Source organism: Candidatus Tisiphia endosymbiont of Hybos culiciformis (assembly GCF_964030975.1).
Classification (GTDB): domain Bacteria; phylum Pseudomonadota; class Alphaproteobacteria; order Rickettsiales; family Rickettsiaceae; genus Tisiphia.
Window position 1 is genome coordinate 619060 of the sequence record NZ_CAXIQH010000001.1, and the last position, 25809, is coordinate 644868.

Annotated in this window: 28 protein-coding genes and 1 pseudogene; 14 read left to right on the forward strand and 15 right to left on the reverse strand. The window is 34.1% G+C overall.

Features of this window, described 5'->3' with window-relative positions:
• Positions 1 to 63: 63 nt before the first annotated feature.
• Complete coding sequence (locus tag ACQH2P_RS03270) at positions 64 to 465, forward strand: Rrf2 family transcriptional regulator (protein WP_425362985.1); 402 nt, start codon at positions 64 to 66, stop codon at positions 463 to 465.
• Between the two features lie 23 nt (positions 466 to 488).
• On the opposite strand, the gene ACQH2P_RS03275 is transcribed toward ACQH2P_RS03270, so the two are convergent.
• Positions 489 to 653: a hypothetical protein gene (locus ACQH2P_RS03275; protein ID WP_425362986.1), complete on the reverse strand. Its 165-nt coding sequence runs from the start codon at positions 651 to 653 to the stop codon at positions 489 to 491.
• Between ACQH2P_RS03275 and ACQH2P_RS03280 the strand changes: the two genes are divergently transcribed.
• The 5 genes from ACQH2P_RS03280 (at position 647) to ACQH2P_RS03300 (ending at position 4472) form a co-directional block, all read left to right on the forward strand.
• Positions 647 to 802 carry a hypothetical protein gene (locus ACQH2P_RS03280; RefSeq protein ID WP_425362987.1) on the forward strand — a complete coding sequence of 52 codons (156 nt, stop codon included), beginning with the start codon at positions 647 to 649 and terminating at the stop codon, positions 800 to 802. The genes ACQH2P_RS03275 and ACQH2P_RS03280 overlap by 7 nt on opposite strands.
• Positions 803 to 846: 44 nt before the next feature.
• Positions 847 to 1971: a cysteine desulfurase family protein gene (locus tag ACQH2P_RS03285; RefSeq protein WP_425362988.1), complete on the forward strand. Its 1125-nt coding sequence runs from the start codon at positions 847 to 849 to the stop codon at positions 1969 to 1971.
• Positions 1972 to 2057: 86 nt separating this feature from the next.
• A complete protein-coding gene (locus tag ACQH2P_RS03290) occupies positions 2058 to 2183 on the forward strand; it encodes a hypothetical protein (protein ID WP_425362989.1) in 126 nt (41 codons plus the stop codon).
• A gap of 147 nt (positions 2184 to 2330) precedes the next feature.
• Positions 2331 to 3587: an IscS subfamily cysteine desulfurase gene (locus tag ACQH2P_RS03295; RefSeq protein WP_425362990.1), complete on the forward strand. Its 1257-nt coding sequence runs from the start codon at positions 2331 to 2333 to the stop codon at positions 3585 to 3587.
• 24 nt (positions 3588 to 3611) lie between these two features.
• Positions 3612 to 4472, forward strand: a complete 861-nt coding sequence (locus ACQH2P_RS03300; protein WP_425362991.1) for a DUF2000 family protein — start codon at positions 3612 to 3614, stop codon at positions 4470 to 4472.
• A 67-nt stretch (positions 4473 to 4539) separates the two neighbouring features.
• Here the strand turns inward: ACQH2P_RS03300 and ACQH2P_RS03305 are convergent, their stop codons facing one another.
• Positions 4540 to 4677, reverse strand: a complete 138-nt coding sequence (locus ACQH2P_RS03305) for a hypothetical protein (protein ID WP_425362992.1) — start codon at positions 4675 to 4677, stop codon at positions 4540 to 4542.
• A 45-nt stretch (positions 4678 to 4722) separates the two neighbouring features.
• Between ACQH2P_RS03305 and iscU the strand changes: the two genes are divergently transcribed.
• From iscU to ACQH2P_RS03320, 3 genes are read left to right on the forward strand one after another with little or no spacing between them, the layout of a single operon-like run.
• The gene (gene iscU / locus ACQH2P_RS03310) at positions 4723 to 5103 is read left to right on the forward strand and encodes a Fe-S cluster assembly scaffold IscU (RefSeq protein WP_425364094.1); all 381 of its coding nucleotides are present in this window, start codon (positions 4723 to 4725) and stop codon (positions 5101 to 5103) included.
• 8 nt (positions 5104 to 5111) lie between these two features.
• Entirely contained in the window at positions 5112 to 5444 is a 333-nt protein-coding gene (locus ACQH2P_RS03315; RefSeq protein ID WP_425362993.1) for a HesB/IscA family protein, read from the forward strand.
• Positions 5445 to 5461: 17 nt separating this feature from the next.
• Positions 5462 to 5797 (forward strand): YraN family protein, encoded by a 336-nt coding sequence (locus tag ACQH2P_RS03320; protein WP_425362994.1) that lies wholly within the window; start codon positions 5462 to 5464, stop codon positions 5795 to 5797.
• On the opposite strand, the gene ACQH2P_RS03325 is transcribed toward ACQH2P_RS03320, so the two are convergent.
• Complete coding sequence (locus tag ACQH2P_RS03325) at positions 5761 to 5946, reverse strand: hypothetical protein (RefSeq protein WP_425362995.1); 186 nt, start codon at positions 5944 to 5946, stop codon at positions 5761 to 5763. The two genes, ACQH2P_RS03320 and ACQH2P_RS03325, sit on opposite strands and share 37 nt — an antisense overlap.
• Positions 5870 to 6112, reverse strand: a pseudogene (locus ACQH2P_RS03330) (transposase); the annotation flags it as partial. The pseudogene ACQH2P_RS03330 and the gene ACQH2P_RS03325, both read right to left, overlap by 77 nt.
• An 82-nt stretch (positions 6113 to 6194) precedes the next feature.
• Here ACQH2P_RS03330 and ACQH2P_RS03335 point away from each other — a divergent pair.
• Positions 6195 to 6959 carry an SDR family NAD(P)-dependent oxidoreductase gene (locus tag ACQH2P_RS03335; RefSeq protein WP_425362996.1) on the forward strand — a complete coding sequence of 255 codons (765 nt, stop codon included), beginning with the start codon at positions 6195 to 6197 and terminating at the stop codon, positions 6957 to 6959.
• Between the two features lie 48 nt (positions 6960 to 7007).
• Here the strand turns inward: ACQH2P_RS03335 and obgE are convergent, their stop codons facing one another.
• The 10 genes from obgE to ACQH2P_RS03385 all read right to left on the reverse strand — a co-directional run bounded on the left by obgE (position 7008) and on the right by ACQH2P_RS03385 (position 17294).
• Positions 7008 to 8003, reverse strand: coding sequence for a GTPase ObgE (gene obgE, locus ACQH2P_RS03340; RefSeq protein WP_425362997.1), 996 nt, complete (start codon positions 8001 to 8003; stop codon positions 7008 to 7010).
• A gap of 123 nt (positions 8004 to 8126) precedes the next feature.
• On the reverse strand, positions 8127 to 9053 hold the full coding sequence (locus ACQH2P_RS03345) for a S49 family peptidase (protein WP_425362998.1): 927 nt from the start codon (positions 9051 to 9053) through the stop codon (positions 8127 to 8129).
• 3 nt (positions 9054 to 9056) lie between these two features.
• Positions 9057 to 9791 carry a TlpA disulfide reductase family protein gene (locus ACQH2P_RS03350; protein WP_425362999.1) on the reverse strand — a complete coding sequence of 245 codons (735 nt, stop codon included), beginning with the start codon at positions 9789 to 9791 and terminating at the stop codon, positions 9057 to 9059.
• Positions 9792 to 9929: 138 nt separating this feature from the next.
• The gene (locus ACQH2P_RS03355) at positions 9930 to 10556 is read right to left on the reverse strand and encodes a dioxygenase family protein (protein WP_425363000.1); all 627 of its coding nucleotides are present in this window, start codon (positions 10554 to 10556) and stop codon (positions 9930 to 9932) included.
• 235 nt (positions 10557 to 10791) lie between these two features.
• Positions 10792 to 12006, reverse strand: a complete 1215-nt coding sequence (locus ACQH2P_RS03360) for a type IV secretory system conjugative DNA transfer family protein (RefSeq protein ID WP_425363001.1) — start codon at positions 12004 to 12006, stop codon at positions 10792 to 10794.
• Between the two features lie 163 nt (positions 12007 to 12169).
• Entirely contained in the window at positions 12170 to 13393 is a 1224-nt protein-coding gene (locus ACQH2P_RS03365) for an IS256 family transposase (protein WP_425362497.1), read from the reverse strand.
• Between the two features lie 79 nt (positions 13394 to 13472).
• The gene (locus tag ACQH2P_RS03370) at positions 13473 to 14789 is read right to left on the reverse strand and encodes an ankyrin repeat domain-containing protein (protein ID WP_425363002.1); all 1317 of its coding nucleotides are present in this window, start codon (positions 14787 to 14789) and stop codon (positions 13473 to 13475) included.
• Positions 14773 to 15656 (reverse strand): IS630 family transposase gene (locus ACQH2P_RS03375; protein ID WP_425363003.1). Its coding sequence is split into 2 segments (ribosomal slippage): positions 14773 to 15333 and positions 15336 to 15656, totalling 882 coding nucleotides; the frame shifts between segments, so codons are not numbered across the junction. Before ACQH2P_RS03375 ends, ACQH2P_RS03370 begins: the two co-directional genes overlap by 17 nt.
• A gap of 23 nt (positions 15657 to 15679) precedes the next feature.
• Positions 15680 to 16201: a hypothetical protein gene (locus ACQH2P_RS03380; RefSeq protein ID WP_425363004.1), complete on the reverse strand. Its 522-nt coding sequence runs from the start codon at positions 16199 to 16201 to the stop codon at positions 15680 to 15682.
• Between the two features lie 223 nt (positions 16202 to 16424).
• A complete protein-coding gene (locus ACQH2P_RS03385) occupies positions 16425 to 17294 on the reverse strand; it encodes a TIGR01459 family HAD-type hydrolase (protein ID WP_425363005.1) in 870 nt (289 codons plus the stop codon).
• 382 nt (positions 17295 to 17676) lie between these two features.
• Between ACQH2P_RS03385 and gyrB the strand changes: the two genes are divergently transcribed.
• The 3 genes from gyrB (at position 17677) to ACQH2P_RS03400 (ending at position 24510) form a co-directional block, all read left to right on the forward strand.
• The gene (gene gyrB / locus ACQH2P_RS03390; protein WP_425363006.1) at positions 17677 to 20106 is read left to right on the forward strand and encodes a DNA topoisomerase (ATP-hydrolyzing) subunit B; all 2430 of its coding nucleotides are present in this window, start codon (positions 17677 to 17679) and stop codon (positions 20104 to 20106) included.
• Positions 20107 to 20634: 528 nt separating this feature from the next.
• Positions 20635 to 23847 (forward strand): autotransporter domain-containing protein, encoded by a 3213-nt coding sequence (locus ACQH2P_RS03395; RefSeq protein WP_425363007.1) that lies wholly within the window; start codon positions 20635 to 20637, stop codon positions 23845 to 23847.
• 468 nt (positions 23848 to 24315) lie between these two features.
• The gene (locus ACQH2P_RS03400; protein WP_425363008.1) at positions 24316 to 24510 is read left to right on the forward strand and encodes a hypothetical protein; all 195 of its coding nucleotides are present in this window, start codon (positions 24316 to 24318) and stop codon (positions 24508 to 24510) included.
• Here the strand turns inward: ACQH2P_RS03400 and ACQH2P_RS03405 are convergent, their stop codons facing one another.
• Entirely contained in the window at positions 24511 to 24756 is a 246-nt protein-coding gene (locus tag ACQH2P_RS03405) for a hypothetical protein (protein ID WP_425363009.1), read from the reverse strand.
• A gap of 327 nt (positions 24757 to 25083) precedes the next feature.
• Here ACQH2P_RS03405 and ACQH2P_RS03410 point away from each other — a divergent pair, with 327 nt between their 5' ends.
• Positions 25084 to 25800 (forward strand): helix-turn-helix domain-containing protein, encoded by a 717-nt coding sequence (locus tag ACQH2P_RS03410; RefSeq protein WP_425363010.1) that lies wholly within the window; start codon positions 25084 to 25086, stop codon positions 25798 to 25800.
• Positions 25801 to 25809: the final 9 nt, after the last annotated feature.

The window sequence follows — 25809 nt, forward strand, 5'->3', positions numbered from 1 at the left end:
ATAATACTTGACTAAATTAGTAGGATATTATAAGATTATGTTATAATTGGTGGAGTTGTTTGTATGCAATTAACTACAAAGGGGCGATATGCAGTGATGGCAATCTTAGAAATCGCATCACAAATGTCAGATATGCCTGTTACCTTGGCTGAAATTTCAGCAAAACAACATATACCGGTTAATTATTTGGAACAAATTTTTGCAAAACTTAAGAAGGCTAATATAGTTAGAGCAACGAAAGGTCCAAAAGGTGGTTACATCATTAATGAGAAATTAGATAATATCAAGATTACTAATATTATTGATGCGGTAGATGAGAATATTGAAATGACCAGATGTTTAGGGAAATCCGGAAGTAGTTGCGTACCTAATAAAGTGCAATGTAACGCCCATCATTTATGGTTGGGTTTAAGTCGGCATATAAGGAACTATTTTGATACCATTTCTATAGCTGATATGCTTTAGGTACATAGCTAACCCGATTAACATTACTCCGTCATTGCGAGGAGGTATATAAGCCGACGAAGCAATCCAGGAAAATTTAGAAATGGATTGCCACGACCACTCACGTGGTCTCGCAATGACGTATGTACCAATAACTTGTCATTGCGAGGAGCTACTTTAGTAGCGACGAAGCAATTGTAAATTGTCATTCCCGCGTAGGCGGGAATCTATATCCCGCACCGAAGCAGGGATGACACAAAAAACAGTACTGCTTCGTGTGCATAAGCACTACTCACTAATGGACGAAGTAGTGCTAATTGGGTTATCTATAAACTTCCATATACTAAAACTAATATAAAAATTATTTTTTTTACAACTTTTATATTAGTGGGCTGATAAATTATGTTATATTTAGATCATAATGCTACTACTAGCATTCATCCTAAGGTTAAGGAACTGATGGAGAATTTGATGAAAGAGGCATATTATAATCCGTCTTCCATTCATAGCAAAGGGCGTTATGCTCGGAGTTTAGTGGAAATAGCTAGGCAGCAGGTTGCGAAATCTGTTGGCGTTGATATAAATTCTAGAGAATATCAGGTAATTTTTACTTCCTCTGGCACAGAGAGTAATAATTTGCTGATGAATAATTATTATGACGGAGAAATTTTTGTTTCTAGCATAGAGCATTTATCGATCTTTGATCACACTAAATATCGAGATAATATTAAAATTATCCGTGTTGATAGTGATGGCATTGTTGATATTGACCATTTAGAACAATTATTATTGGCAAGTCTAGCTAGTAAAAAGCTAGTTTCTGTGATGCTGGCTAATAATGAAAGTGGTGTTGTGCAAAATATACAACAGTTGGTTAAAATTGCCCAAAAATATGGGGCGGTATTTCACAGTGATTGTGTGCAAGCAGTTGGTAAAATACCGGTCAATATTAAAGAATTAGCAGTTGATTTTGCTACTATATCGGCTCACAAATTAGGAGGAGTACAAGGAAGTAGTGCTTTGATTGTCAAGGCAGGACATACGCTTAAAGCGATGATGATTGGTGGAGGGCAAGAGAGGAATATTCGATCAGGTACAGAAAATGTACTGGCAATTGCTTCGTTCGGGCTTGCATCATCAATAGCTGTTAATGAGGTAGAAGATAGATATAACAAAATGAAAAAATTACAGACATATTTGGAGCAAAATTTACTCCACTATAGCAATGTTAAAATAGTCTCGAAGAATGTCGAAAGACTACCTAATACCACCTTGATGATTGTGTCCAAAACTGATGCACAAACCAAGTTGATAGCTTTTGATTTACGGGGTATAGCGGTTAGCTCCGGTTCTGCCTGTTCATCAGGGAAAGTTGGTAAGTCACATGTATTATCTTCCATGGGATTTAGTGAGGATGATGCTAGGTCTTCGATTAGAGTAAGTTTTGATTATCAACAAACTATTGAAGATGTTGTGACATTTATTAAAGCGTTTGAAGAAGTATATTATCCGCTATGTCATTCTTAGCAAAGGCGGGAATCTAGAACTCACAACTGTCGAAAGTTAGAAGGTAGAGCGGGTTTAGAGGTCATCATGGTAGTTTGAAAGTTATGGTGTCATTCCTAGCTACGGCGGGAATCTATAATATTCTAGAGTTTTTTGAAGCTATTTTAGATCCCTGCCTACGCAGGGATGACACAAAACTCGCTTCCTCTTCTAACTTTCGACAGTTGTGCTAGAACCCGCACTGAAGCAGGGATGGACAGTAAGTTGAGTGGGGATGATGCAAAATTGTAAGTTGTCATTCCCGCGTAGGCGGGAATCTAGATCCCGCACTGAAGCAGGGATGATATTCCTGTTGGAATGACACTAAAGGGTAACTTAGTATGGATAAATTAGAAAAATTAAGACAAAAAGTAAAATTAAGTGGTAAATCACTACCAATTTATATGGATTATCAATCGACAACTCCTATGGATCCAAGGGTCTTGGAATGTATGCTGCCATATTTTACCACTAAATTTGGTAATCCGCACTCTAGGAGCCATTCTTTTGGTTGGGAAGCCGAAGAGGCTGTGGAAAAGTCAAGAGAACAAGTGGCAAGGCTTATTGGTGCTGATCCTAAAGAAATTATTTTTACTTCTGGTGCTACTGAATCTAATAATTTAGCGATAAAAGGTATTGCTAAATTCTATGGTAGTAAAAAAAATCACATAGTGACGGTGATAAGTGAACATAAATGCGTTTTAGATGCCTGCCGGCATTTAGAGAATGAAGGGTTTAAGGTAACATATTTGCCAATTCAGCCAAGTGGTTTGATTGATTTACAACAATTAAGAAATGCCATAACCGACCAAACTATGTTGGTATCAGTGATGGCGGTAAATAATGAAATCGGTGTTATCCAACCAATTAAAGAAATTGGCAAAATTTGTCGGGAATTAGGTGTATTTTTTCATTCAGACATCGCCCAAGGATATGGTAAAATTCCCATAGATGTTAATGATTGTAACATTGATCTGGCAAGTATTTCTGGACATAAAATTTATGGTCCCAAAGGTATTGGTGCTTTATATGTCAGGAAAAAGCCTAGGGTACGATTAGTGCCAATTTTAAATGGTGGTGGGCAGGAAAGAGGTATGCGTTCTGGGACTCTACCAACTCCTTTAATTGTTGGGCTTGGGGCAGCTAGCGAATTAGCTCTGTCTGAAATGTCAAAAGATGCTAAACGCGTAGAAGAGCTTTTTGATAGATTTTATAATAATATTACTAAACAAATTGCTGATGTCTATTTAAACGGTGATATGAATAGGAGATATAAGGGAAATCTAAATTTAAGTTTTGCTTATGTCGAAGGTGAGTCGATGATATTGGCTATTAAGGATTTAGCCGTTTCGTCTGGTTCAGCTTGTACCTCATCTTCACTGGAACCGTCATACGTGTTAAGAGCTATGGGGGTTGACGAAGAAATGGCACATACATCGATTAGGTTCGGTATTGGTAGATTTACCACTAAAGAAGAAATAGATTATGCTGTAGAGTTAATAAAGTCAAAAATTAACAAGTTAAGAGAACTAAGCCCTCTTTGGGAGATGGTTCAAGAGGGAGTTAATTTGAAGCAAATCAAGTGGGCGGTACACTGACAAATTTAATATTAGAGGCATAAAATGTCAAAATTAAATACACTATTTTCAATTTTAAATCAAGATATCCCATTTGGTAAATCATTAAATGCTTTGGGTCATATGTCCCTAGGAATGGGGCATAGATTTCCTGAAGGGAAGATGCCTGCTGTGGAAGTCTATTTTGCAGATGGTGATTCAATACGCAAAGTAAGAGAGGAATGTCAATCCCGGTTAGGATCTGTTTTTTCCGATTTCACGAATACCATGACTGAAGGTACAGCTGAAGAACAATTGAAAAGAACATCAGAAACCCCTGTAGAAAGTTTACAATATTATGGGATTACTATTTGTACAGATACTGATACAGTGGAAGAAATTAAGGCGATGCTAAAAGGAAATAGTAAAATTTTATCTGGATATAAACCATTCTATTCTACTCCTGAACAAAGAAAGTTTGAATTTATAGAGCAGTATATAGGTCAGAGCATCAGTTCTGCACCTCATAAAGTGTCAATTGTAGCAAGTAAACAGCTATCTCCTGCTAAATTAGTAAATTTAGTATCTATAGCTGCCATAGAGGTAGGGAGAAAAGCAGATACCTCTTCCTTGAAGTTACTAGAATTTAATGATGCTGGTGGGGGCAAACATTCAGGGATATCATATCATCCGTTTACAATTTTAACTGCTAAAAGCCAAAGTAAACTTGAAGCAATGGCAGAAAAAATTTCTACCAAACAGGGTGTGGTCTCAATGTCATTCAAAGAAGAGGAATTTACTGTTCTTTCTTGTGCTTTTAGTTTAAAAGAACTGATAGAGGATTGTATAGATAGAAACAGCACCTCGTTACTGAATAAAGAAATAGCCGAAAGTGATTTTATTGCTACTGAAATCATAAGGGAATAAGCAAAAGTGGATGTAGTTACCCACAAATATTTTATTAAGGGTACCACCGTCATTGCGAGGAGCTACTTTAGTGGCGACGAAGCAATCCTGTTTTGTGTTGTCCCTGCTTAAGTTTAATGTCATACCTGCGAAAGCAGGTATCTAGATTCCCGCCTACGCGGGAATGACAAAGAGTTGCGGGACTTAATGCTGGCAAGAATGGCACTAAAGATTGTTAGAAGAAGTAATAATTATTAATATAGGGAATAACATGGGCTATAGTTTAAAAGTACTGGATCATTACGAAAATCCGCGTAACGTGGGATCATTAGACAAAAATGATGCATATGTTGGGACAGGTCTTGTTGGAGCTCCTGCCTGTGGTGATGTAATGAAGCTACAAATTAAAGTTAGTAAAGATGGAATTATTACAGATGCAAAATTTAAAACATTTGGTTGTGGTTCTGCTATTGCTTCAAGCTCCTTAGTAACTGAATGGGTTAAGGGTAAATCCCTTGATGAGGCTGGTAGTATAAAAAATACTGAAATAGCCAAGGAATTATCTTTGCCGCCAGTAAAACTTCATTGTTCTTTATTGGCAGAAGATGCCATAAAAGCGGCAATAGCTGATTATAAAACTAAAAAATCATAGTAACTATTATGAAAAATGTTATGTCATTGACTGATGCAGCCGCCCAGCAAATAAAAAGATTGATAGATAAACGCGATAAACCATCTTTTGGTATTAGGATTGGCGTAAAGTCGGGAGGTTGTTCCGGTCTATCTTATTATGTAGAATATGCCGATGTCAAAAATAAGTTTGATGAGGTGCTAGAAGATAAAGGTGTAAGAATATTAATTGATCCAAAAGCTCTAATGTATCTTCTAGCAAGTGAAATGGATTATGTAGAAGATAAGTTTAAATCAGGGTTTACTTTTAATAATCCAAACGAAAAAGGTAATTGTGGATGTGGGAAATCGTTTAATGTTTAATTTTAAATATCGGCTATATGAGGAAAATTACGCTTGGTTTAATAGCTGAGTATGTAGCTATTGTTATTTACAAAATTAAATTTTATCAAATTCTCTATCATCGTAAGAAATATTATGTCGGCGAGATTGATATTATTGCCCTACGTGGTAAACAACTTGTTTTTATAGAAGTAAAAGCAAGGAGTTCTGACGTGGATGATAGAATATTATCAACTCATCAACAGATGAGAATAAAAAGAGCTGCCAGTATGTTTTTAAGCTCTAACCCAAAATATCAAAACTATCGGGTTAGATTTGATTTAATAATTATTAAACCTTACACTCTACCAATTATTATTGAGAATGCGTGGTAATAGTGTCCTAAAACTGAGAGTGCTTTCTGGTATATAGTGAAACCTATTGAATTAGGTGATACAAACTTTGTGTCATACCTGCGAAAGCAGGTATCTAGATTCCCGCCTACGCGGGAATGACAACTTACAATAGTTATGTTCTTTATCACCTAATCCTATAGGTATAACTATAGTCCATTTTTTGGTCATATAGTCAATTGTCAAATATAAGCTTTTAAAAACAGCACTATCACTAGGGAAAACACGCTTATTATTTGTTACTTTACGCAATTGACTATTAACAGATTCAACTGAATTAGTGGTATAAATTACCTTACTACGCTGCACTCTCTTACCCCTTGTTTTATATTCCAATGCGTAGTATCTTTGAATATAATTGGTAATTAAGATTAAAACAATGCAACTTTTCAATTTAACAGGTAAAACAGCTTTAATTACAGGAGCAAGTAGTGGACTCGGAGAGCAATTTTCTCGCCTTCTTTCTACTGTGGGGGTACGAATCATATTGGCTAGTAGAAGACTAGATAAACTGCAAACTTTAGCCTCTGAGCTTAACAACGCTATCGCCCTGGAAATGGATGTAGCAGATAAGATATCTGTTCAAAGAGCCTTTAATACATTAAAAGAACAAGGAGAACTCATAGATATCTGCATTAATAATGCAGGAATTGCAAAACCCACCCCAATCTTTGCATCATGTGAACTAGATGATTTCGAGTCTATTATGCAAACCAATGTATTGGGAGTTTGGTACGTTACCAAAAAAGTTGCTAATCATATGAGAAACCATGGAATCCATGGGAGTATTATCAATATTAGTAGTGTCAATGGAGCCAACCGTTTATGTGAAAATATCGCTGGTTACTGTGCCTCTAAAGCATCTGTTATCCAAATGACAAAGGCATTAGTCGGAGAGTTGGCAAAAGCACATATTCGTATTAATTGTATTATACCTGGTATATTTCATACACCGCTTACAGATCACCGATTAAATACAGAAGAAAAACGTAAAGCAATAGAAGAACTTACCCCTCTAAATTTTATAGCAGAACCTAGTGACCTTGACGGGGCAATTTTATACCTTGCCTCAAACAAAGCATCTCGTTATGTTACAGGTTCATGTATTACCGTTGATGGTGGGGCTTCCTGGGGAGGCAAGTAAAACAACTATCAAGTATAATCCATTGAATATACACGAACATGATTAGTTTTATAGTCTGGTACTTTTTATATTTTCAAGAGCTTTTTTTATTATCATATTTAATCCAGTTCTTGTATAGGCAGAAACTGCAAAAATCTCCTCACTGGTAATTTTTTGCAATTCAGTAATTTTGTCTTGAACTTCTTCTTCTAACAAAACATCGCACTTATTCAAACAAATTATTTCTGTCTTATTTTTTAATGAACTCGAATATGATTCAAGTTCATTCCTAATGGTTTGATAATCAGCAAGCAAATTATCACTTGTTGCTGATATCAAATGAATCAATAAATTACATCTCTCAATATGTTTTAGAAACTTATCACCGAGTCCATGTCCCAAATGGGCTCCTTCTATTAAACCTGGGATATCAGCTATCACAAATTCTTCATCATCTACATAAACAACACCAAGATTTGGGCTTAGTGTGGTAAATGGGTAATCAGCAATTTTAGGCTTTGCTGAAGTCGTTGCTGCAAGAAAAGTGGACTTCCCTGCATTAGGTAACCCTATAAGCCCAACATCTGAAAGTAGTTTGAGTTGTAAATTTACCCACATCTCTTCTCCTACGATACCTTCAGTTCTACGTCGCGGAGCTTGATTAATTGATGACTTAAAATGGCTATTACCAAGTCCTCCCTTTCCCCCTTTAATTATTTCAAAAATTTGTTCATCTGAAGTAAAATCATATAGTAGAACATCATTGTGTTCTGAAAATATTTGCGTTCCAACTGGTACTTGCAATACTAAAGCTGGTTTAGATTTACCAGTTCGGTTTGAACCTTTACCATTTTCACCATTTTCTGCTTTAAAATGTAGTTTATACCTGAAATTTACTAAAGTATTAAGATGAGAATTGCTTTTAAAAATAATGCTACCACCACGACCACCATCTCCACCGTCAGGGCCTCCCATATCGATATATTTCTCTCGATGGAAACTAACCGCTCCATCACCACCATTACCCGCTTTTAAATATATTTTAGCTTCATCGATAAAATTCATAATTTATTATTGTAAGTTATTAAAAGTTGAGTAACCTGATTAGGGTTACTCCGTCATTGCGAGAAGTTGCTTTGCTAATAGACATTTGCGAATTGGGTATAATGTAATAGGATTAGCTATATATTACCGTATATTAAATCTATCATAGGTAATCTTATTATCTATCGACTCAATCAAGCTATCAGAAAATTCTTGTACGACATCCTGCCTGACCATGCCAAGCTTTTTCTTAAGCCATGATTGTTTATTAGCTACATATTTAATAGTTACATCCCCATATTTCCTTTTTATAAAACTATACATGTCATCTATACCATCAATTAAACCAAAATCAACAGCAGTTTTCCCAGACCAGAATTCTCCATTAAATAAAATATCATCTTCTTGAGTCAACTTACCGATTCGACGCTCTTTGACATAATCTATAAAATGTCCGTGAATCTGTTTTTGTAGATGCTTAATAATTTTAATGTCTCTCTCCTGCACTGGCTGGAATGGATCAAGAATAGATTTATTTTTACCTTCTGTATATACTCTCCTTTCTATACCAAGTTTATTGATAGCAGCAGGAAAACCGAAACTAGCCGAAACAACTCCTATACTACCAATAATTGAGCTCCTAGATGCATATATTTGGTCACCAATACAGGCAAGCCAATATCCGCCAGATGCTGCCACATCTTCTACAAAACTATAAACGGGTATTTTCTTTTCTTGAGCTAATAACCTTATACGTTTGCTAATCAGCTCAGATTGCACAGGTGAACCACCTGGAGAATTTATACTTAAACATAGAGCCTCAAGATTTTTGGTTTCAAAAGCCTTATCAATTAACTCATGTAGCGACTCAATAGTTAGCCCTGATTTTATTGAGCTTACTTTACCTATAACTCCACTAAGGCGAAGAACCGCAACTACTGGTTTTGATGTCCCGGAACCTATTATAGGTAGCAAGGAGAATAATTGCTCTAACTTGCCTACTTGACGTTTAGCAACTACCTGATCAAATTTCGCCTCGGCAATTGAATTTTTATTATGTGCTTTACGCATTAGTTACTCCTTTTTTGTTTTTTCAGAAGCATTATGCTCTTCCTGTATATTTTGTTGTATTTCTAGTTTTTTATCTTTCTGCTCTTTAGGTTCTAACTGTTTATTAATCGGTTGATTAATAGTTTGTTCTCGGTAACTATTTTTGGGTTCTGGATGATTCCCGGGAATATTTGACAAAATAATACTCCTAATTTCTGTATCATACCAGTTAATAATACCAACAAAACTTGCTAGCATTTTCCCATCTGGACTAATTAGGATAGCAGTTGGTACCCCTACTATTGAAAGAGCTTTAAATAATTGATTCCTAAAATCATGGTAGATTGGTAAATATCTTATATCATAATTTTTATAATATTTCTGTATAACCTCTATTCCCTGATAATCTTGTGATACAGGAATTACAGCAAATGGTAGCTTTCTAAAATCTTTTTGCAATATATCTAAATCCGGCATTTCCTTAACACAAGATGCACACCATGTTGCCCAAAATACCAATAATATCGTTTTTCCTTCAAAATTATCAAGAGAATATTTTTCACCTTTATCATCAAAAAAAAATACTGTATCTGGAACGGGAGATGAATCAAGCATTTTAACGCCAGATTTGCTATAATCTAATGCAAAACTATTAGTGATGCACAATAAATATGCTACAATCAAAAAAAATAGTTTGCTATATTTTTTAGTAGACCTATAAACAGTAGAATTATTTCCAACTAATTTGTTAATTATCATGAAAAACAATATTTTTTTACCTCTAATATTATTAAGCGGCTTAATCTTAACTTCTTGTGGACTAAAAAAACCATTAGAAAATCCACCCTTAGAAAAGCCAATTGTAGAAGATTGCTGCGGATGCAAAGACTGAGAACATTAATATCTTTTGAATGTTCTCCCCGACATCACAACTTTAAACTCATAAGTTCTGATGCCACTATGAACATTAGTCAGAACATGGCTAACTTCTCCGCAATTATCTAAATCAATCGTTGAGTTAGATAAATATAACTTGGTCTGTAATTGTCCAATATCCAAATGTTCAACTCTAATGTTTACATTGGCAATTTCATGACCAATTTTACCAGGATGTATAGTAACAAAATAAAATTCCCCTTTATTATTGGTAGTAGCCGTACCAGACCCAGTAAAACTTGATTTACTTACAAGGTTTAGCATTTTTTTATTGATACGAGTACGAAGTGGTACATATGGATATTTCCCGTCACTTCCAACCTGCCATAAATATATTTTTGCATCTGATACTGGAACACAATCTTGGTCTAACAATATACCCTTTATTATGATTTTTGTACCACGATAGATTGGGTGTTGCCCTGTTCTTCTAAGTAAGTTATTGGATAGTTGGAACTCTTCCGGTTCGTAATCATTTACTGTACTCTTAGTAACCTTACAACAATTAAGTCGATTAGGATAATAGTTAGGTTCGCTTGCTATAGCAAGAGTAGAACACAAACAAATTAGAAATAATAAAATTTTCATTTTCTACCACTTATGTTTAATATTATTAAAATACGATTCATACCGGACTTACGATGGCGTGACTATCGTGCTGAATTATTGGTAAAGAAAGTGGCAGAAAATCGGGCAACCCGAGACTGAATTGCCTGAGGAAAGCCCTTTAATTCCAGCGATACAAGAATTACATGTATTTGCTTAATAAGTTGGAGCAAACCCGATGAAAAATAATCTTGACTGTGCTACATTTTACAAATCATCACAGCATCACTGGGGCAATAATTTTTTTCTTCATTTTCTCGTCATCATAATAGAAAACTTTTTTTGAAATTACAGGCTGTTCTTTGCCCATTAAAATAACTTGAGAATCTACTGGCAAATTCATGACTTGCTCCCGGGATAGCAGCTCTGTATTTTTCTCCCGATCTTGGCATAATTCAGATATAAGATTTGCCGTTTTATAATCATTAGCCCTGAATGCTATTTTAAACGTACAGTCTGATATAATATTTTTAGTTTCATTTTCGCCGTAAACTTCCTCTATTTTGCCAATATTTGACGATATCAAGAACAATTTAATTTTGTAACCACGGAAATAAGGCAAACATGATGTAAACATTTCCAATGTGCCAACTGAATAAAACTCATCCATCAATAAGCATACCCCTGCGTTTTTCTCAGTATTACCAAGGTTTTGGGCGGCATTTATTAACCTATCTGCCATATGGTTGTAGAATAATTGCAATACTGGTTGTAGCCTGTTGATATCAGCAGGGTTTACTCCAACATAAAGAGTCATTTTGCTTATTTTTAAATCAGCAATATCGAAGTCTGATTTTGAAGTCGCATAATCAATGAGTGGGTTAGTCCATGGATATAGATAATGGCTTAGCTCCCTGATCAGGAAATTTTGTTCCTTGCCAGTTTTACTCAGAAAAGACGAGAGTATTTCAAAACCATACTCATGAATTGTACCTTTTGCCTTATTAATTCCATCTGACAGCTCTTGAACTAAGTTCCTTTGTAGCATTCTTGCTATTTCACCTAGCGATCTTGTTTTGGTAGTATCGTAGCAAAGATATAGAACTAACCCCGTAAATAAGCTTTTACTACTAGCGTTATCTTTGATTAATAAATCCGCAATCTTTTGAATGTCATTGATTATTTCTTCAGAATCCAAATTAATAAAATCCAGCGGATTATATCTATGAGTTTTGTTTTTGCACGAGAGCGGATTGAAAACAAAAATCTTATGTCCAATCGATTCTCTGTATCCACTTGTAAGTTCATAATTCTCGAGCTTTATATCATGAACAACGCATGACTCGGAATAAGTTAACAAAGCAGGAAGGACAAAACACACCCCCTTGCCAGACCCCTGTGGTGCTAGTAATAAAATATGTTGATAACCTTCAGCGTATAGAGGTTTGCCATTGTCGCTTTTACCTAGAAGTATTGCATTTTCAGAGGACATTTTGTAAATCAGAATTAAAGATTGCAATTCAAGTAAGAAAATATCACGAATATTTTATTCATTCACCCAAATATTTTAGGATATAAACTCAGATGATAAAAAGCAACTATAATCAACATATGGGCTCTGTCCAGAAAAGTGTGTAAATTTCCAAAATAGGTCATTAAATTTTGTTAAGCCTATCTTCAAATTTGATCATCAAATGAGCCATAGCTTCATTCCAGTTGGGAATAGGCATAGTCCATTTTTTGGTCATATAGTCAATTGTCAAATATAAGCTTTTAAAAACAGCACTATCACTAGGGAAAACACGCTTATTATTTGTTACTTTACGCAATTGACTATTAACAGATTCAACTGAATTAGTGGTATAAATTACCTTTCTAATTGCCTCTGGATATCCTAGAAAAATCATTAAATTATCCCAATGATTATACCATGATTTGGCAATTTGTGGATATTGTTTATTCCATTTTTCTTCAAAATATACTAAAGCTAAATGTGCTTGTTCTTCCGTTGCTGCAGTATATATCGGCTTTAAATCGCTAGCCACCTGCTTCCTATCTTTATATGATACGTATTTTAAACTATTTCTAATCTGATGTACAATACATAATTGATGTTCTGTTTTTGGATAAACTGCTTCTATCGCCTCAGACATACCAGTAAGATTATCACTACAGGCAATCAGTATATCCTTTAATCCTCTATTTTTCATTTCAGTAAAATTACCAAGCCAAAATTTTGCCCCTTCATTTTCACTGATCCATAATCCCAATATATCTTTTCTACCAGATAAATCAATCCCTAATGCAACATATATTGCCTTGTTAATTATCCTTTTGTCTTGCCTAACTTTTACTACTAAACAATCAAAAAATACTATCGGATATATCTCTTCTAACGGTCTACTCTGCCAAGCTTTTACATCATCCATTACATCATCGGTGATCTGACTGATTAAACTCTCACTTATTTCAACACTATACAACTCTTGTAATTGAACCTTAATATCAGATACACTCATACCTTTAGCATATAATGATAAGACTTTATCATCAAAACCATCAAAACGTTTTTGTCTTTTCGGTAGTATTGCTGGTTCAAAGGTACTACGCCTATCTCTTGGTACTTCTATCTCAACCGCTCCATGTTCGGAGATCAGTTTTTTGCTAGTTATACCATTACGAGCATTATCATTATCTACACGACTGTATTTATCATAGCCTAGATGATTATTCAATTCTGACTGCAATGCCTTCTCTATCAAGCGTTTGGTCAATTCTTTTAATAATCCTCCTTCTTTCAGTATTGTGCTTACATCTGTATCATTATCTATTAATAAATCTACTGCTTGCTTTATTGATTCATTTGTTTTTTTATTCATGTAATTTCCTTTTTTGTTATATTTTTATATATAACCTATCTCGAAATTTACACACTTTTCTGGACAGAGCCAACATATGTTACAATTTAATGATTTGATCTCCCTTATTATTTTTTACAGTTTTTGTTGGTGTTATTGGAATTGTTTTTTTTATATTACTATTATCACTCTTTATTTGATGGTCTTTACGGAGTTTTTGTAATTCAGTTACAATATTCGTATCCTTTAATATATTTTTTAATTTTTGTTTTCTCTCATTAGAAAAGATTTTAGGTAATGCATCTTTTATGATATCACCTATTTCTGCAATTTTCTGTTTCCAATCTAATTTTTTATCAGCAATTTGAGCAGATTTTCTAACTATCGATCCGGCAACTTCTATAATATCATTATATTTTCCATTGTCCGGTGTAGCCAGAGGGGATAATATAGCTATTACATCCTTTTTCATTTCATTCTGATGAGCTGTAGTAATAAGCTCTTTATCTTCCATCTGTGTTTTAAAATATTTTGCTAATTGTTCCTTAGCAGATTCAAAATATTCTTTCTCTAGAATATTAACTGCTAAGTTGTTGCCATATCTGTTAGCAACTTCCAAAGGAGTATCGCCGTTAAAGTCTTTTTGAGTTAATAGTTCACGCCCTACAGGATATTTTAGTATTTCAGTTATTATATCAGTATTACCAAGTTGGGCTGACATATGTAAGGTAGTAGGCATTGGATTAAATGTTTCTTGTTTTAAAGATTCCTGCATATTCGGATTATTAAGCATTGTTTTCACAATATCTGTGTTACCTTGTGCAGTAGCATAATATAAAGGTCTTATTTCATGAAATTCTTTCCTATTGGTTATCCCAGAGTCCAATAAGTTTTGCATAGAATCTGCTCTACCAGAATTTAGAACCGAAATTGTTAGCTCAGATACACTATAAGCTTTGGGATTTTGTTCAGAGCCTATCACAGATAGGCTAATCATAGGCTGCTTTAGCCCTCTTGCTAATTCTTGTTGTTTTTCTTTAGTTAAGTTTGCTATAGTATTTGGTAAATCTGCTTCATTACTATAAATCTTGATAGAAACAGCATTTTTTAGATTTTCTGTATATTCTTTTGTTTGTTTAATTCTTTCATTTCTAAGTTCTTGATTTAGTGGTATGCCATTAATAGTAGGTTTTTCCATCATTTCTAAGAATTCACTCATTTTCATATTATGGGTAGTTTCATCATAATAATAGTTGATGCTAGAATCGGGAGTAAAAACTTCTGGCATTAATTCTTGTAATTTTTTAATTCCTCGATACATATCTAATGGCTCGGGGGCATAATGACCACTATCACTACTAATCATATCTATCTTACCCTCCTCATTAATACTATAGCACTTAACATATAGGTTCATACATTATTTTAAACGTTCTACAACTTGCCTCAAATACAGAAATACCTTTATCTAATAATTTTCTAATGTTATTTTTTATCGGAAACCAATGATGTTCAATAGGATTTAAATCAGGGGAATAAGGTGGTAAAAATTTTAGTTTGCAGCCAGCTTTTTCAATTAATTCTTTAGCCCTTTTGGATTTATGAAAGCTTGCATTATCAGCAATGACAACCTGTCCAGGCTTTAGCTCCGGCACAAGGCAATTTTCTATATAAGCTTCAAATACCTTACTATCACAGCTCCCAGTAAAGACTAGTGATGCGATTAAACTATTCTGATTTAACGCACCAATAAAACTTGTTCTTTCACTACGTTTTCCCGATTTACTCCCATTACAACGACTTCCTTTCATTGACCATCCATATTCATATGATTCATTATCATTTATGCCCGCTTCATCAAGATAAACACGTTTCTCTTTCGGCACTTTTTCTAATTCACTGAGAAAATCTTGTCGCTTTCCTTCATCTCTTTCTTTATACGCATATGTCTTTTTTTTCGAGTAATGTTGAGTTTCTTTAAAGCTCGGCTGATAGTCATTATACTTGCAACATTATCTAATTCTTTTGCTATTTCTGTAAGCGTTAACGAGTTACCTTTTTCTACTAAATGACGCAACTCCGATAAATCAGGGATTTTATGACCATATCCTTTCTGGTATCCCTCCTTTGACTTTATATCTCCAGTTTGTTTCTTTAATCTAATCCAATCATAGATTATTGACCGACTAATTTTAAAGGTTTCGCATGTAAGTGCTACTTTCTTATATTTCTCATAATGTTCTATAACTCTAGAACGTAAATCGTAACTGTAGGGGGATGCCATATTGCTATTATAAAATTTTTTTATTATTTATCATTATAACTTATTTGAATCCATATGTTAAGTGCTATAACCATACCTGCCAGTTCTGCTGGTCTACCACCTAAAAACGAAGCATGTGTTAGAGTAAGCTCTATAAGATCATATTGCCCTTTATGAGTACCAATATAAAGAGAACCATCTTTTGCCATTACAAAAGCTTGAATGTCTTTGGTATATTTGCTTTCCTTACCAAAAGTAGTTGCAGTCTGGTTGTTACTATCAACTAAACTGTTAGATTGTTTATCATAAAATAGTTGATGATTTTTTAACTCAGTTTCATTCATTCGTAGAATTGGATATTCGTAACCATTAAGAGTTTGCTTAGCTTGAGCAATTTCTTCAAGATAGGGCATAATTTTATCCCGCTCTATAGTGCCTGATACCCTTACCCTAACACAGTCAACTAATTCATCATGACTATATTGCTCAGGTATTATGGCTCGTTTAAATTTCCCTATGGCATCTTTCCAGCGTTGTTTAGGATCTGTTTTAGTAGGATCTGCCATATTATACCTGTTATCAGTAATTATTGAATAGCTAACCCGAATAGGTTCTTGATATTGTTATAATATCCTAAATTATTGCAAGGAGTAGCATTGCTTCGTCACTACTAAAGTAGCTCCTCGCTAATAACGGAAAAGCTATCTAGAACCTATAACGGGTTAGCTCTATATAGTAAATTTTTGTAAGCCTATAAATAGACTAAGTTCAACTAAGAGAGATATTGAGTTAATTTGTAGTCAATTGAATAACAAAACTTGGCATTACTCCCTGCTCAGTCGCGGCAATTTTCAAGTGCTGCAATTTTTCTTCGATGGTATGATATTGGCTATGAAATATTGCTGCATTACCTGTTAATACTAAAGCTGAGTCAATTCCCATGTTATTTGCTCCTAAAATATCAGTAAAGAAAGTATCGCCTATCATCAGAACACGTTTCAATGAAATATCGGGTAACTGGTTTAATACTGCATGATATATTTCTAGACATGGTTTGCCGCTATAAATTACCTCACCACCAAATTGCTTTATTTGTGCCGCAAAATATCCAGAGCAATATCTCCGTATGCCTTGTTGCACAATTCCAAGGTCTGGGTTGGCACATATAGTAATTATGTTTCTTTTTACTACAGTTTTAAATAAATCATCAAACTCATCTAAATTTAAATTTTTTCCTTCATCACGATGGAGCGTTAACAGAAGAATATTGGCTTCATCTATGTTGGTGGTAATAGGCGTCTGCAATTCGCTCAAAAGCTCATTGTCTTCTTGACCAAGATGATAAACTATAGGGCTTTTGATACCAAATCTTTTATCACTTTCTAATATCATATCAATTGCTACTTCGCCAGAACTAAAAACCATTTCTTCCGTTGCGTTAATACCCCAACTCTTAATTTTGTTAAATAAGAAAAATCTGCTACGTGGAGCGTTAGTAACAAAAAAAACCTTCTTTTGCTGTTTAATTATTTTGTTAATATTATCAGCTACCCCAGGATAAACTTGATCTCCTTCTACTACCACCCCCCAAAGATCAAATAAAAAAACATCATAATCATCCATTACAGATGGAACATCTCTAAAAGTTAGTTTTGTCATTGTTGTGTACACTATATAAGGTTTTTTATAAGAATATAGCTAACCCGATTAGTATTTAACCATAGTAAACTGACGTCATTGCGAGTAGGCGTAAGCCTACGAAGCAGTTGTAAGTTGTCATTCTTAGCAACGGCGGGAATCTAGATACCTGCTTACGCAGGTATGACACAAAACAGGATTGCTTCGTCGCTACTATAAGTAGCTCCTCGCAATGACGTCATTTTGTGTAATGTTAGTCGGGTTAGCTATAATTTGATAAGAGATAATAATAAACAATAAATATTTTTAGTAAAAGATATTTGTTAATAAACTACTTGAAAACTATACACTTGCTGTAATTTTGCTGTATAGTTATCTTTTATCTTTTATTTAATGTTAGGATATGTCAAATAATCAACAAGAGTCAATAACAGAATTAGAATACGGGGCTGATTCTATCAAGGTTTTAAAAGGTCTTGAGGCAGTTAAGAAAAGACCGGGTATGTATATTGGTGATACTGACGATGGGTCAGGACTACATCATATGATTTACGAGGTTGTTGATAATGCTATCGATGAATCTTTAGCTGGTCACTGTAACCTAATTAAAGTAATCCTAAATACCAACGGATCTGTAACAGTGCGTGATAATGGACGTGGTATACCTGTTGATATTCATGAAGGAGAAGGGATATCAGCAGCTGAAGTTATTATGACCCAATTGCATGCTGGTGGTAAATTTGATCAGAACTCTTATAAAATATCTGGTGGGTTGCATGGTGTTGGTGTATCTGTGGTAAATGCCCTGTCAGAATGGTTAGAGCTTAGAATTTGGCGGGATAATAAGGAATATTTTATAAGATTTAGAGATGGTGCTGCTGAAACACCACTCACACTAAAAGGAGAGTCAGTAGAGAAAAAAGGTACCGAAATTACCTTCTTCCCATCTATTACCACTTTTAGCATGATTGAATTTAATTTTGCTACTGTAGAGCATAGACTTAGGGAACTAGCATTTTTAAACTCTGGTGTCAGGATATTACTAAAAGATCATCGTTTTGCCGAACCACAAGAAGTAGAGTTTTGCTTTACTGGTGGTGTAGAAGCTTATGTCAAATATATAGACAAGGCCAAAACTTCATTACATAAATGTATATCACTCAATACTAATAATCAAGCAACAGGTATTACTTTTGAATTGGCAATGAATTGGAATGATTCATATCATGAAAATATTTTGTGTTTTACTAATAATATAAGACAACGTGATGGCGGTACGCACCTTATTGCCTTTAAAGCCGCTCTTACTAGGGTTATTACAACTTATACCGAGAATATTGGACTCAATAAAAAAAGCAAAGTAAATTTCACTGGCGATGACACTAGAGAAGGGCTGTCATGTATTCTATCAGTAAAAGTACCAGACCCGAAATTTTCATCACAAACTAAAGATAAATTAGTCAGTTCTGAAGTCCGTCCTATCGTAGAGAATGCTGTATATACTAAGATTTTAGAATGGTTTGAAGAACATCCTAGCGACGCAAAAATAATTATTAATAAAATTATTGAAGCAGCAACTGCCAGAGAAGCAGCAAAAAGAGCAAGGGAATTAACCCGTCGAAAATCAGCTCTTGAAATTTCAAACTTACCTGGAAAACTTGCTGATTGTCAAGAAAAAGATCCGGCTCTTTCGGAACTATTTATTGTTGAAGGAGACTCGGCTGGCGGTACAGCGAAGCAGGGTAGAGATAGAAAGTTTCAAGCAATTTTGCCATTACGAGGTAAAATCCTGAATGTTGAAAGAGCTAGATTTGATAAAATGTTAAATTCTGAGCAAGTAGGAACATTAATAACAGCTCTTGGAACGGCTATTGGTAATGAAGATTTTTCTTTGGATAAGCTAAGATATCATAAAATAATTATTATGACTGATGCTGATGTTGACGGCTCGCATATTAGAACCTTATTACTTACTTTCTTCTACCGACACATGCGTCAATTGATTGATAAAGGATATTTATATATAGCTCAGCCGCCTTTATATAAAGTAAAAAAAGGTAATAACGATTTTTATTTAAAAAATGAACAAGCTTTGCAAGATTATTTAGTAAAAAACACTATTAGTGATGCAACAATTATGTTGTATAATGGACGAGAGATCAGTGGTCATGACCTTGATGAGATAATCAAAAAGGTTATCCGATTCGTTGCATTACTTGATCAAGTTGGCAAAAAATTTAATCGACAAATTGCAGAATGTTTATCTATAAAAGGTTTGTTAGGTAATCAAATATTTGATCAAGATAAGACAAATGAAATAACTCAGGCTTTGAATATTTTAAATCTTGGTGATATATCACCTGATAAAACAGATTGGCAATTTGTAGTTAGTACAAATAAAATAGAATTTTTCCGCTTTGTTCGAGGACAAAAAGAAAGTAAAATTTTATCGAAAGAACAGCTTGAATCTTTTGAATTTATTCAGCTAGCTAAATCGTTTACTCCACTTGTAGACTTATTTATTGAGCAAACAAAGTTATTAATTAAAAGCCAGGAATATATGATTACACTGCCTAGTATGTTGCTGAATTATATATTAGAAAGCGGGAAGAAAGGTATAGCTATTCAACGCTTCAAAGGTCTTGGAGAAATGAATTCTGATCAATTAGGGGAGACAACATTAGACCCTCAAAGAAGAACTTTGCTGCAAGTTAAAGTACACGAACAAGATAGTGCCGAAGTAATTTTCTCAACATTAATGGGAGATATTGTTGAACCTAGAAGACAATTTATTCAAGCAAATGCCTTGAATGTAATTAATCTAGATGTTTAGGACGTAGTAAAGGTAACTTTGCTATACAAATTGAGGAATATTTATAACATCTTTATCCTGAATTGGCGTATATACAATAAATTTAATTCACCTAACACATGGCATTTAAAAGTCATAGAGAAAACAGTCCGGTGTCTAAGCGAGGTGCCACTTTGTACCAACTAAGCAATCTAATAGACTTTCTGCATAAGTCAAAAAGTAGATTGCCACTACACTCACGTGGTCTCGCAATGACGCCGGTTATTTTTCTGCAATTTGCAAATTGCCATAGGAGTTATGCGTAGGGTGAGAATTTAAGGGTTTTAAAAAGACCCTATTTGAATCTTTTGACTATTCAATGTCGTTTATGTTTGTTATACTATCATGCTTTCAAGGATTGTTTTTGAAAGCAGAAGAGTATATGTACTGCCGGCACATTCACCATTCATTTTCAAATCTAATTCTTGGAATCGTTCGAATAGACATCAGTAACTCATGTAACTGACAATTTTCGACTAACTAAATGTACAAAATGATTGGAGATGGATTATGATATCAAAAAATAATATTGTATTTATAGTGCTACTACTTGTGACAAATGTTGATATTATAGCAATGCCACTACCTGATAAGGAACTCAATGTTGAAGAGTACTTATTAGGACTAAGTGCAGAGGAGATTGACATGGAAGAGTGTAATTTAGATAATTTCACGTTAGAAAATGATCTTAAGAAAGAGAAAGCAAGAGGACAAGAACTTGTACAACAATTGAATGAGGTGCAACAGGAAGCAATTAAGCAGGCTATTCAGTTTGAACAACAACTGAGTAAAGAGAAGCTTAACACAGTTGAGAAAAATACTCAACTTGAGCGAACAAAAAAGGAGTTCGAGACAGCACAAAAAAATAAGCTAGAACTTGCACAACAACTACAAAATCTACAAGGACAGCTCAAGACAGAACAAGAAAGTGTAAAACTACTGGCTGATGAGAAACAGGTAGCAATTAGTAAGGTTACTAATCTAGACGCACAATTAAAAGAACTACAAGGAAAGCTCGGTACAGAACAAGAAAGTGTAAAACTACTGGCTGATGAGAAACAGGTAGCAATTAGTAAGGTTACTAATCTAGACGCACAATTAAAAGAACTACAAGGAAAGCTCGGTACAGAACAAGAAAGTGTAAAACTACTGGCTGATGAGAAACAGGTAGCAATTAGTAAGGTTACTAATCTAGGTGCACAATTAAAAGAACTACAAGGAAAGCTCGAGACATCACAAAACAAGGAACTAGAACTTACACAACAACTAACTAAGGAAAGAGAAGCAATAGATGAAAAAACTACTCAGCTTGAGAGAACAAGAAAATATCTCAAGATAGCACAAAGAAATGAACTAGAACTTGAACAACAATTGAATAATGCAAAACTAGATACAGCTCAGAAGACTGCTCAGTCTGAGCAAACCATAAAAGATATACAAGGAAAGTTCGAAATAGCACAAAGAAATGAACTAGAACTTGCACAACAATTGAATAATGCAAAACTAGATACAGCTCAGAAGACTGCTCAGTCTGAGCAAACCATAAAAGATATACAAGGAAAGTTCGAAATAGCACAAAAAAATGAACTAGAACTTGAACAACAATTGAATAATGCAAAACTAGATACAGCTCAGAAGACTGCTCAGTCTGAGCAAACCATAAAAGATATACAAGGAAAGTTCGAAATAGCACAAAAAAATGAACTAGAACTTGAACAACAATTGAATAATGCAAAACTAGATACAGCTCAGAAGACTGCTCAGTCTGAGCAAACCATAAAAGATATACAAGGAAAGTTCGAAATAGCACAAAAAAATGAACTAGAACTTGAACAACAATTGAATAATGCAAAACTAGATACAGCTCAGAAGACTGCTCAGTCTGAGCAAACCATAAAAGATATACAAGGAAAGTTCGAAATAGCACAAAAAAATGAACTAGAACTTGAACAACAATTGAATAATGCAAAACTAGATACAGCTCAGAAGACTGCTCAGTCTGAGCAAACCATAAAAGATATACAAGGAAAGTTCGAAATAGCACAAAAAAATGAACTAGAACTTGAACAACAATTGAATAATGCAAAACTAGATACAGCTCAGAAGACTGCTCAGTCTGAGCAAACCATAAAAGATATACAAGGAAAGCTCAAGATAGCACAAAACAATGAGCTAGCTCTTGAACAACAATTGAATAATGCAAAACTAGATACAGCTCAGAAGACTGCTCAGTCTGAGCAAACCATAAAAGATATACAAGGAAAGTTCGAGATAGCACAAAAAAATGAACTAGAACTTGCACAACAATTAAGTGATGCAAAACTGAATACAGCTCAGAAGACTGCCCAGTCTGAGCAAACCATAAAAGATATACAAGAAAAGCTAGAGAAAGAACAACAAAGTAAACAAGAACTTGTACAACAAATGAGTGACGAAAAACTGGATACAGCTCAGAAGACTGCTCAACCTAAACAACAACTAAAGAATAAACAAGAGTCCGAGAAAGAACAGGAAGAAAGTAAACAAGCACTTGTACAACAAACGAGTGATGAAAACAGGCAGCAATTAAATAAGATTGCTCAACTTAAACAACAACTGAAGGATAAACAAGAGTCCGAGAAAGAACAGGAAGAAAGTAAACAAGCACTTGTACAACAAATGAGTGACGAAAAACAGAGAGAGGAACAAGAGCTTGAAAAGCTCGTAGAGGTTTCTATACCAAGAGCAGTAGAAGAAATATCAACCGTTGTTGGGATAGCACCTCTGATGCCAAAAATAATATCAGCAAATAGCAATATGTTTTTTACTAGAATGCCCATAATATTTAAAACTATTGGAGCGGGTGATGAGGAAGAATCTTTAGTTAGTAACATATCAAAGGGTGTGTGGGTTAAAGGTTTGTATAGCATGAGTAAACAGGATATGTTCCAAAATATTATAGGTTACAAGAGTAATAGCAAAGGTATTGTTATTGGATTTGATGTTGAAACAGAGAAAGCGGTAGGGGACTTATTTGGTATTGCGTATAGTCATATATGTTCTAACTTTAAATTTCAAAATCAAAATAATAAAATTTTGCTCTCTGGTCATATTATATCCATCTATGGTCAGAAGAATTTGGGGAATAGTTTATCATTACAAGGAGTGTTCTCTACCACCCGTAATTATGTTACCAACAAATCTATACGTTCTATGGATGATATTACATACAATGTATCTGGTAAGTACCAGAATAATAGCTATCATTTTGATACCAGACTCAACTATAATATTGGATTCTCTCAAGGTTTTACCCTAATTCCTGGTATAGGTATTAGATATGAACAGTATCAAGACAGTGCTTATACTGAAACTAATATAGAAACATATAATTTATCTCTGAAAGCTAAGTCACAAAATTTCTGGGTTGGCTCTATTGGTAGTAAATTATTGTTACCAGCTCTACCAACTACTCAGAATGTAACAATTACTCCAATACTACATGGCATTATTGAGAAATATCTTAATAATAAAAGTCAGAAGATTGATAGTAAAATATTGATAAATAATATTATCTTTGAACAACAAACCATACTACCAAAACAATCTGCTATTAGTTATAATATTGGTACTAGCTTATTATTAGCTAGAAGGAATACCGAAATATTAATGGAATATAATTGCCATTTGAGCAAAGGGTATCGAAGTCATCAAGGTTCCATAAGACTTAAAATTATGTTCTAAACTCAGTATATGACAGGAAAGTTAATATGATATAATTTTGAGATAGTTAATTGACTCACCTTACGCATGGTGGTTTAAAAATCATAGGGAAAACAACACAACTGTCGAAAATTAGAAGAGGAAGGGGTTTTAAAGGACATCATGGCAGTTTAAAAAGTTGTGGGTTTATAACCGCTGTCATTGCGAGAAGGTATAAGCCGACAAAGCAATCTACTTATGGTTACTTTTGTGGATAACTTCGTCGATCTACGGTCTTTCTCGTAATGACGTTACCCTATTTAAAACCCATTCCTCTCCTAACTTTCGACAGCTGTGAAGATATCCCGCGGGTCACAAATTCAAATTAATTAGCTATAGGTATTAGGCTCTGTGAAGGTTTCTAAAGTGACCTAATTCTGGCTATTTTTTGCTACGAATAAACATGATTCTCTTGAAATAGGTACACTATAGTGAAACCTATTGAATTAGGTGATAAAGAACATAACTATTGTAAGTTGTCATTCCCGCGTAGGCGGGAATCTAGATACCTGCTTTCGCAGGTATGACACAAAGTTTGTATCACCTAATTCAATAGGTTTCACTATATTCCTTCAAAAATCCTATTTATTCTCACTAAAAAATAGCTTAAAATATAGAGCAATTAGAAACCTTCACAGAGCCTAGCTAAAAGTTTTTTTGCAAAAAAAGTACAACTAAAAACCATATAGTAATCAAACATATCCAAAGTCCGCCTCTAATGTCATATGTACGTCTAACTATAATTTTTAGAGTTTCCTCAGTCTTTTTGGCTTCTTTGATACAATCTGCCCTCATAGCGATTATGTAGCCTGATATAGTCATAATCTTGCTATATAGTTGTTTTAGCTCTTTATCATATTTTGATGTTTTTTCATCAAGATCATTTTGCACAAAACCCCCTGATTATGATTATCGGGAAAATATTCCTATTAGTTGTTGAGTAAAATAATAGTTTAGGTTGCATTTTTAATAAAAAAGTTACTAAATAAGCAATAATATATTTGATTATCAAATAAATATTGTATATATTCATGAAGTATTTCCTTTTATGATTGAGTTTTTAGGGTTAATTAACATTCTTTTTATATTCAACTTACATATATTGACAAGCGGTTGAATTTATATATTGAATGTTATGATTCCTTAAAGTTTTTCTTACTAAAAGAATTTCTTAAGTTCATTTGGTAAGATAAGCAACTTTACTATGAGGTTTTTTTCTTGTCAAGAAGAAAACCGTTTTTCACGGATAAATTTTATAAAAAATTATGTTTAATGGGTTGGTTTGAAAATATAAAGGATTTCCTTAATACAAAAATGAAGGATGAAGGGCTAAAGGTAGGTAAACTAGCTGAGGCTTCAGAGGTTCCAGAAACTACTATGAGAAAGATGCTAGATAATCGGCGTCCTGAGATAAAAAACATAATCAAACTAGCTAATTATTTTAATTGCTCTATTGATGAAATGTTAGGTAGAAAGGAATTTGACTCTGGCGAAAAACAACAATACACTCCACTATCCCCAGAAGCATTAAGTGCTAATTTGAAAAATTTTATCAACAAGGAGCTAGCCAAAAACAGTTTAACTCAATCTACCTTAGGGAAAACGCTTGGTTTTAGTGAAGATGCCTTTCGTCCTTTTCTAAAAGAAGATGATAATACTCAAAAAATGCTGGTTACTGATACAGTGGTAGCTACTGCCGATTATTTCAAAGTGTCTATTGATGGGGTGCTAGGTAGAGTTCCACAGCTTGCAAAAGAACAACAGCTGGCAAAACCCTTAGATAACAGCTTGAAAAAGTTAAGTCCTGAAGTTCTAAAAGCCGCTCAACTTATTGGCAAATCTATTGAAAAAGATATATCTAAGGCTCCAAGTGATGGAAAAGTTGCTTCTACCCATGTTAGATCTATAAATAAGACTAATGACAGAAGCAGATAAACCCTTTTC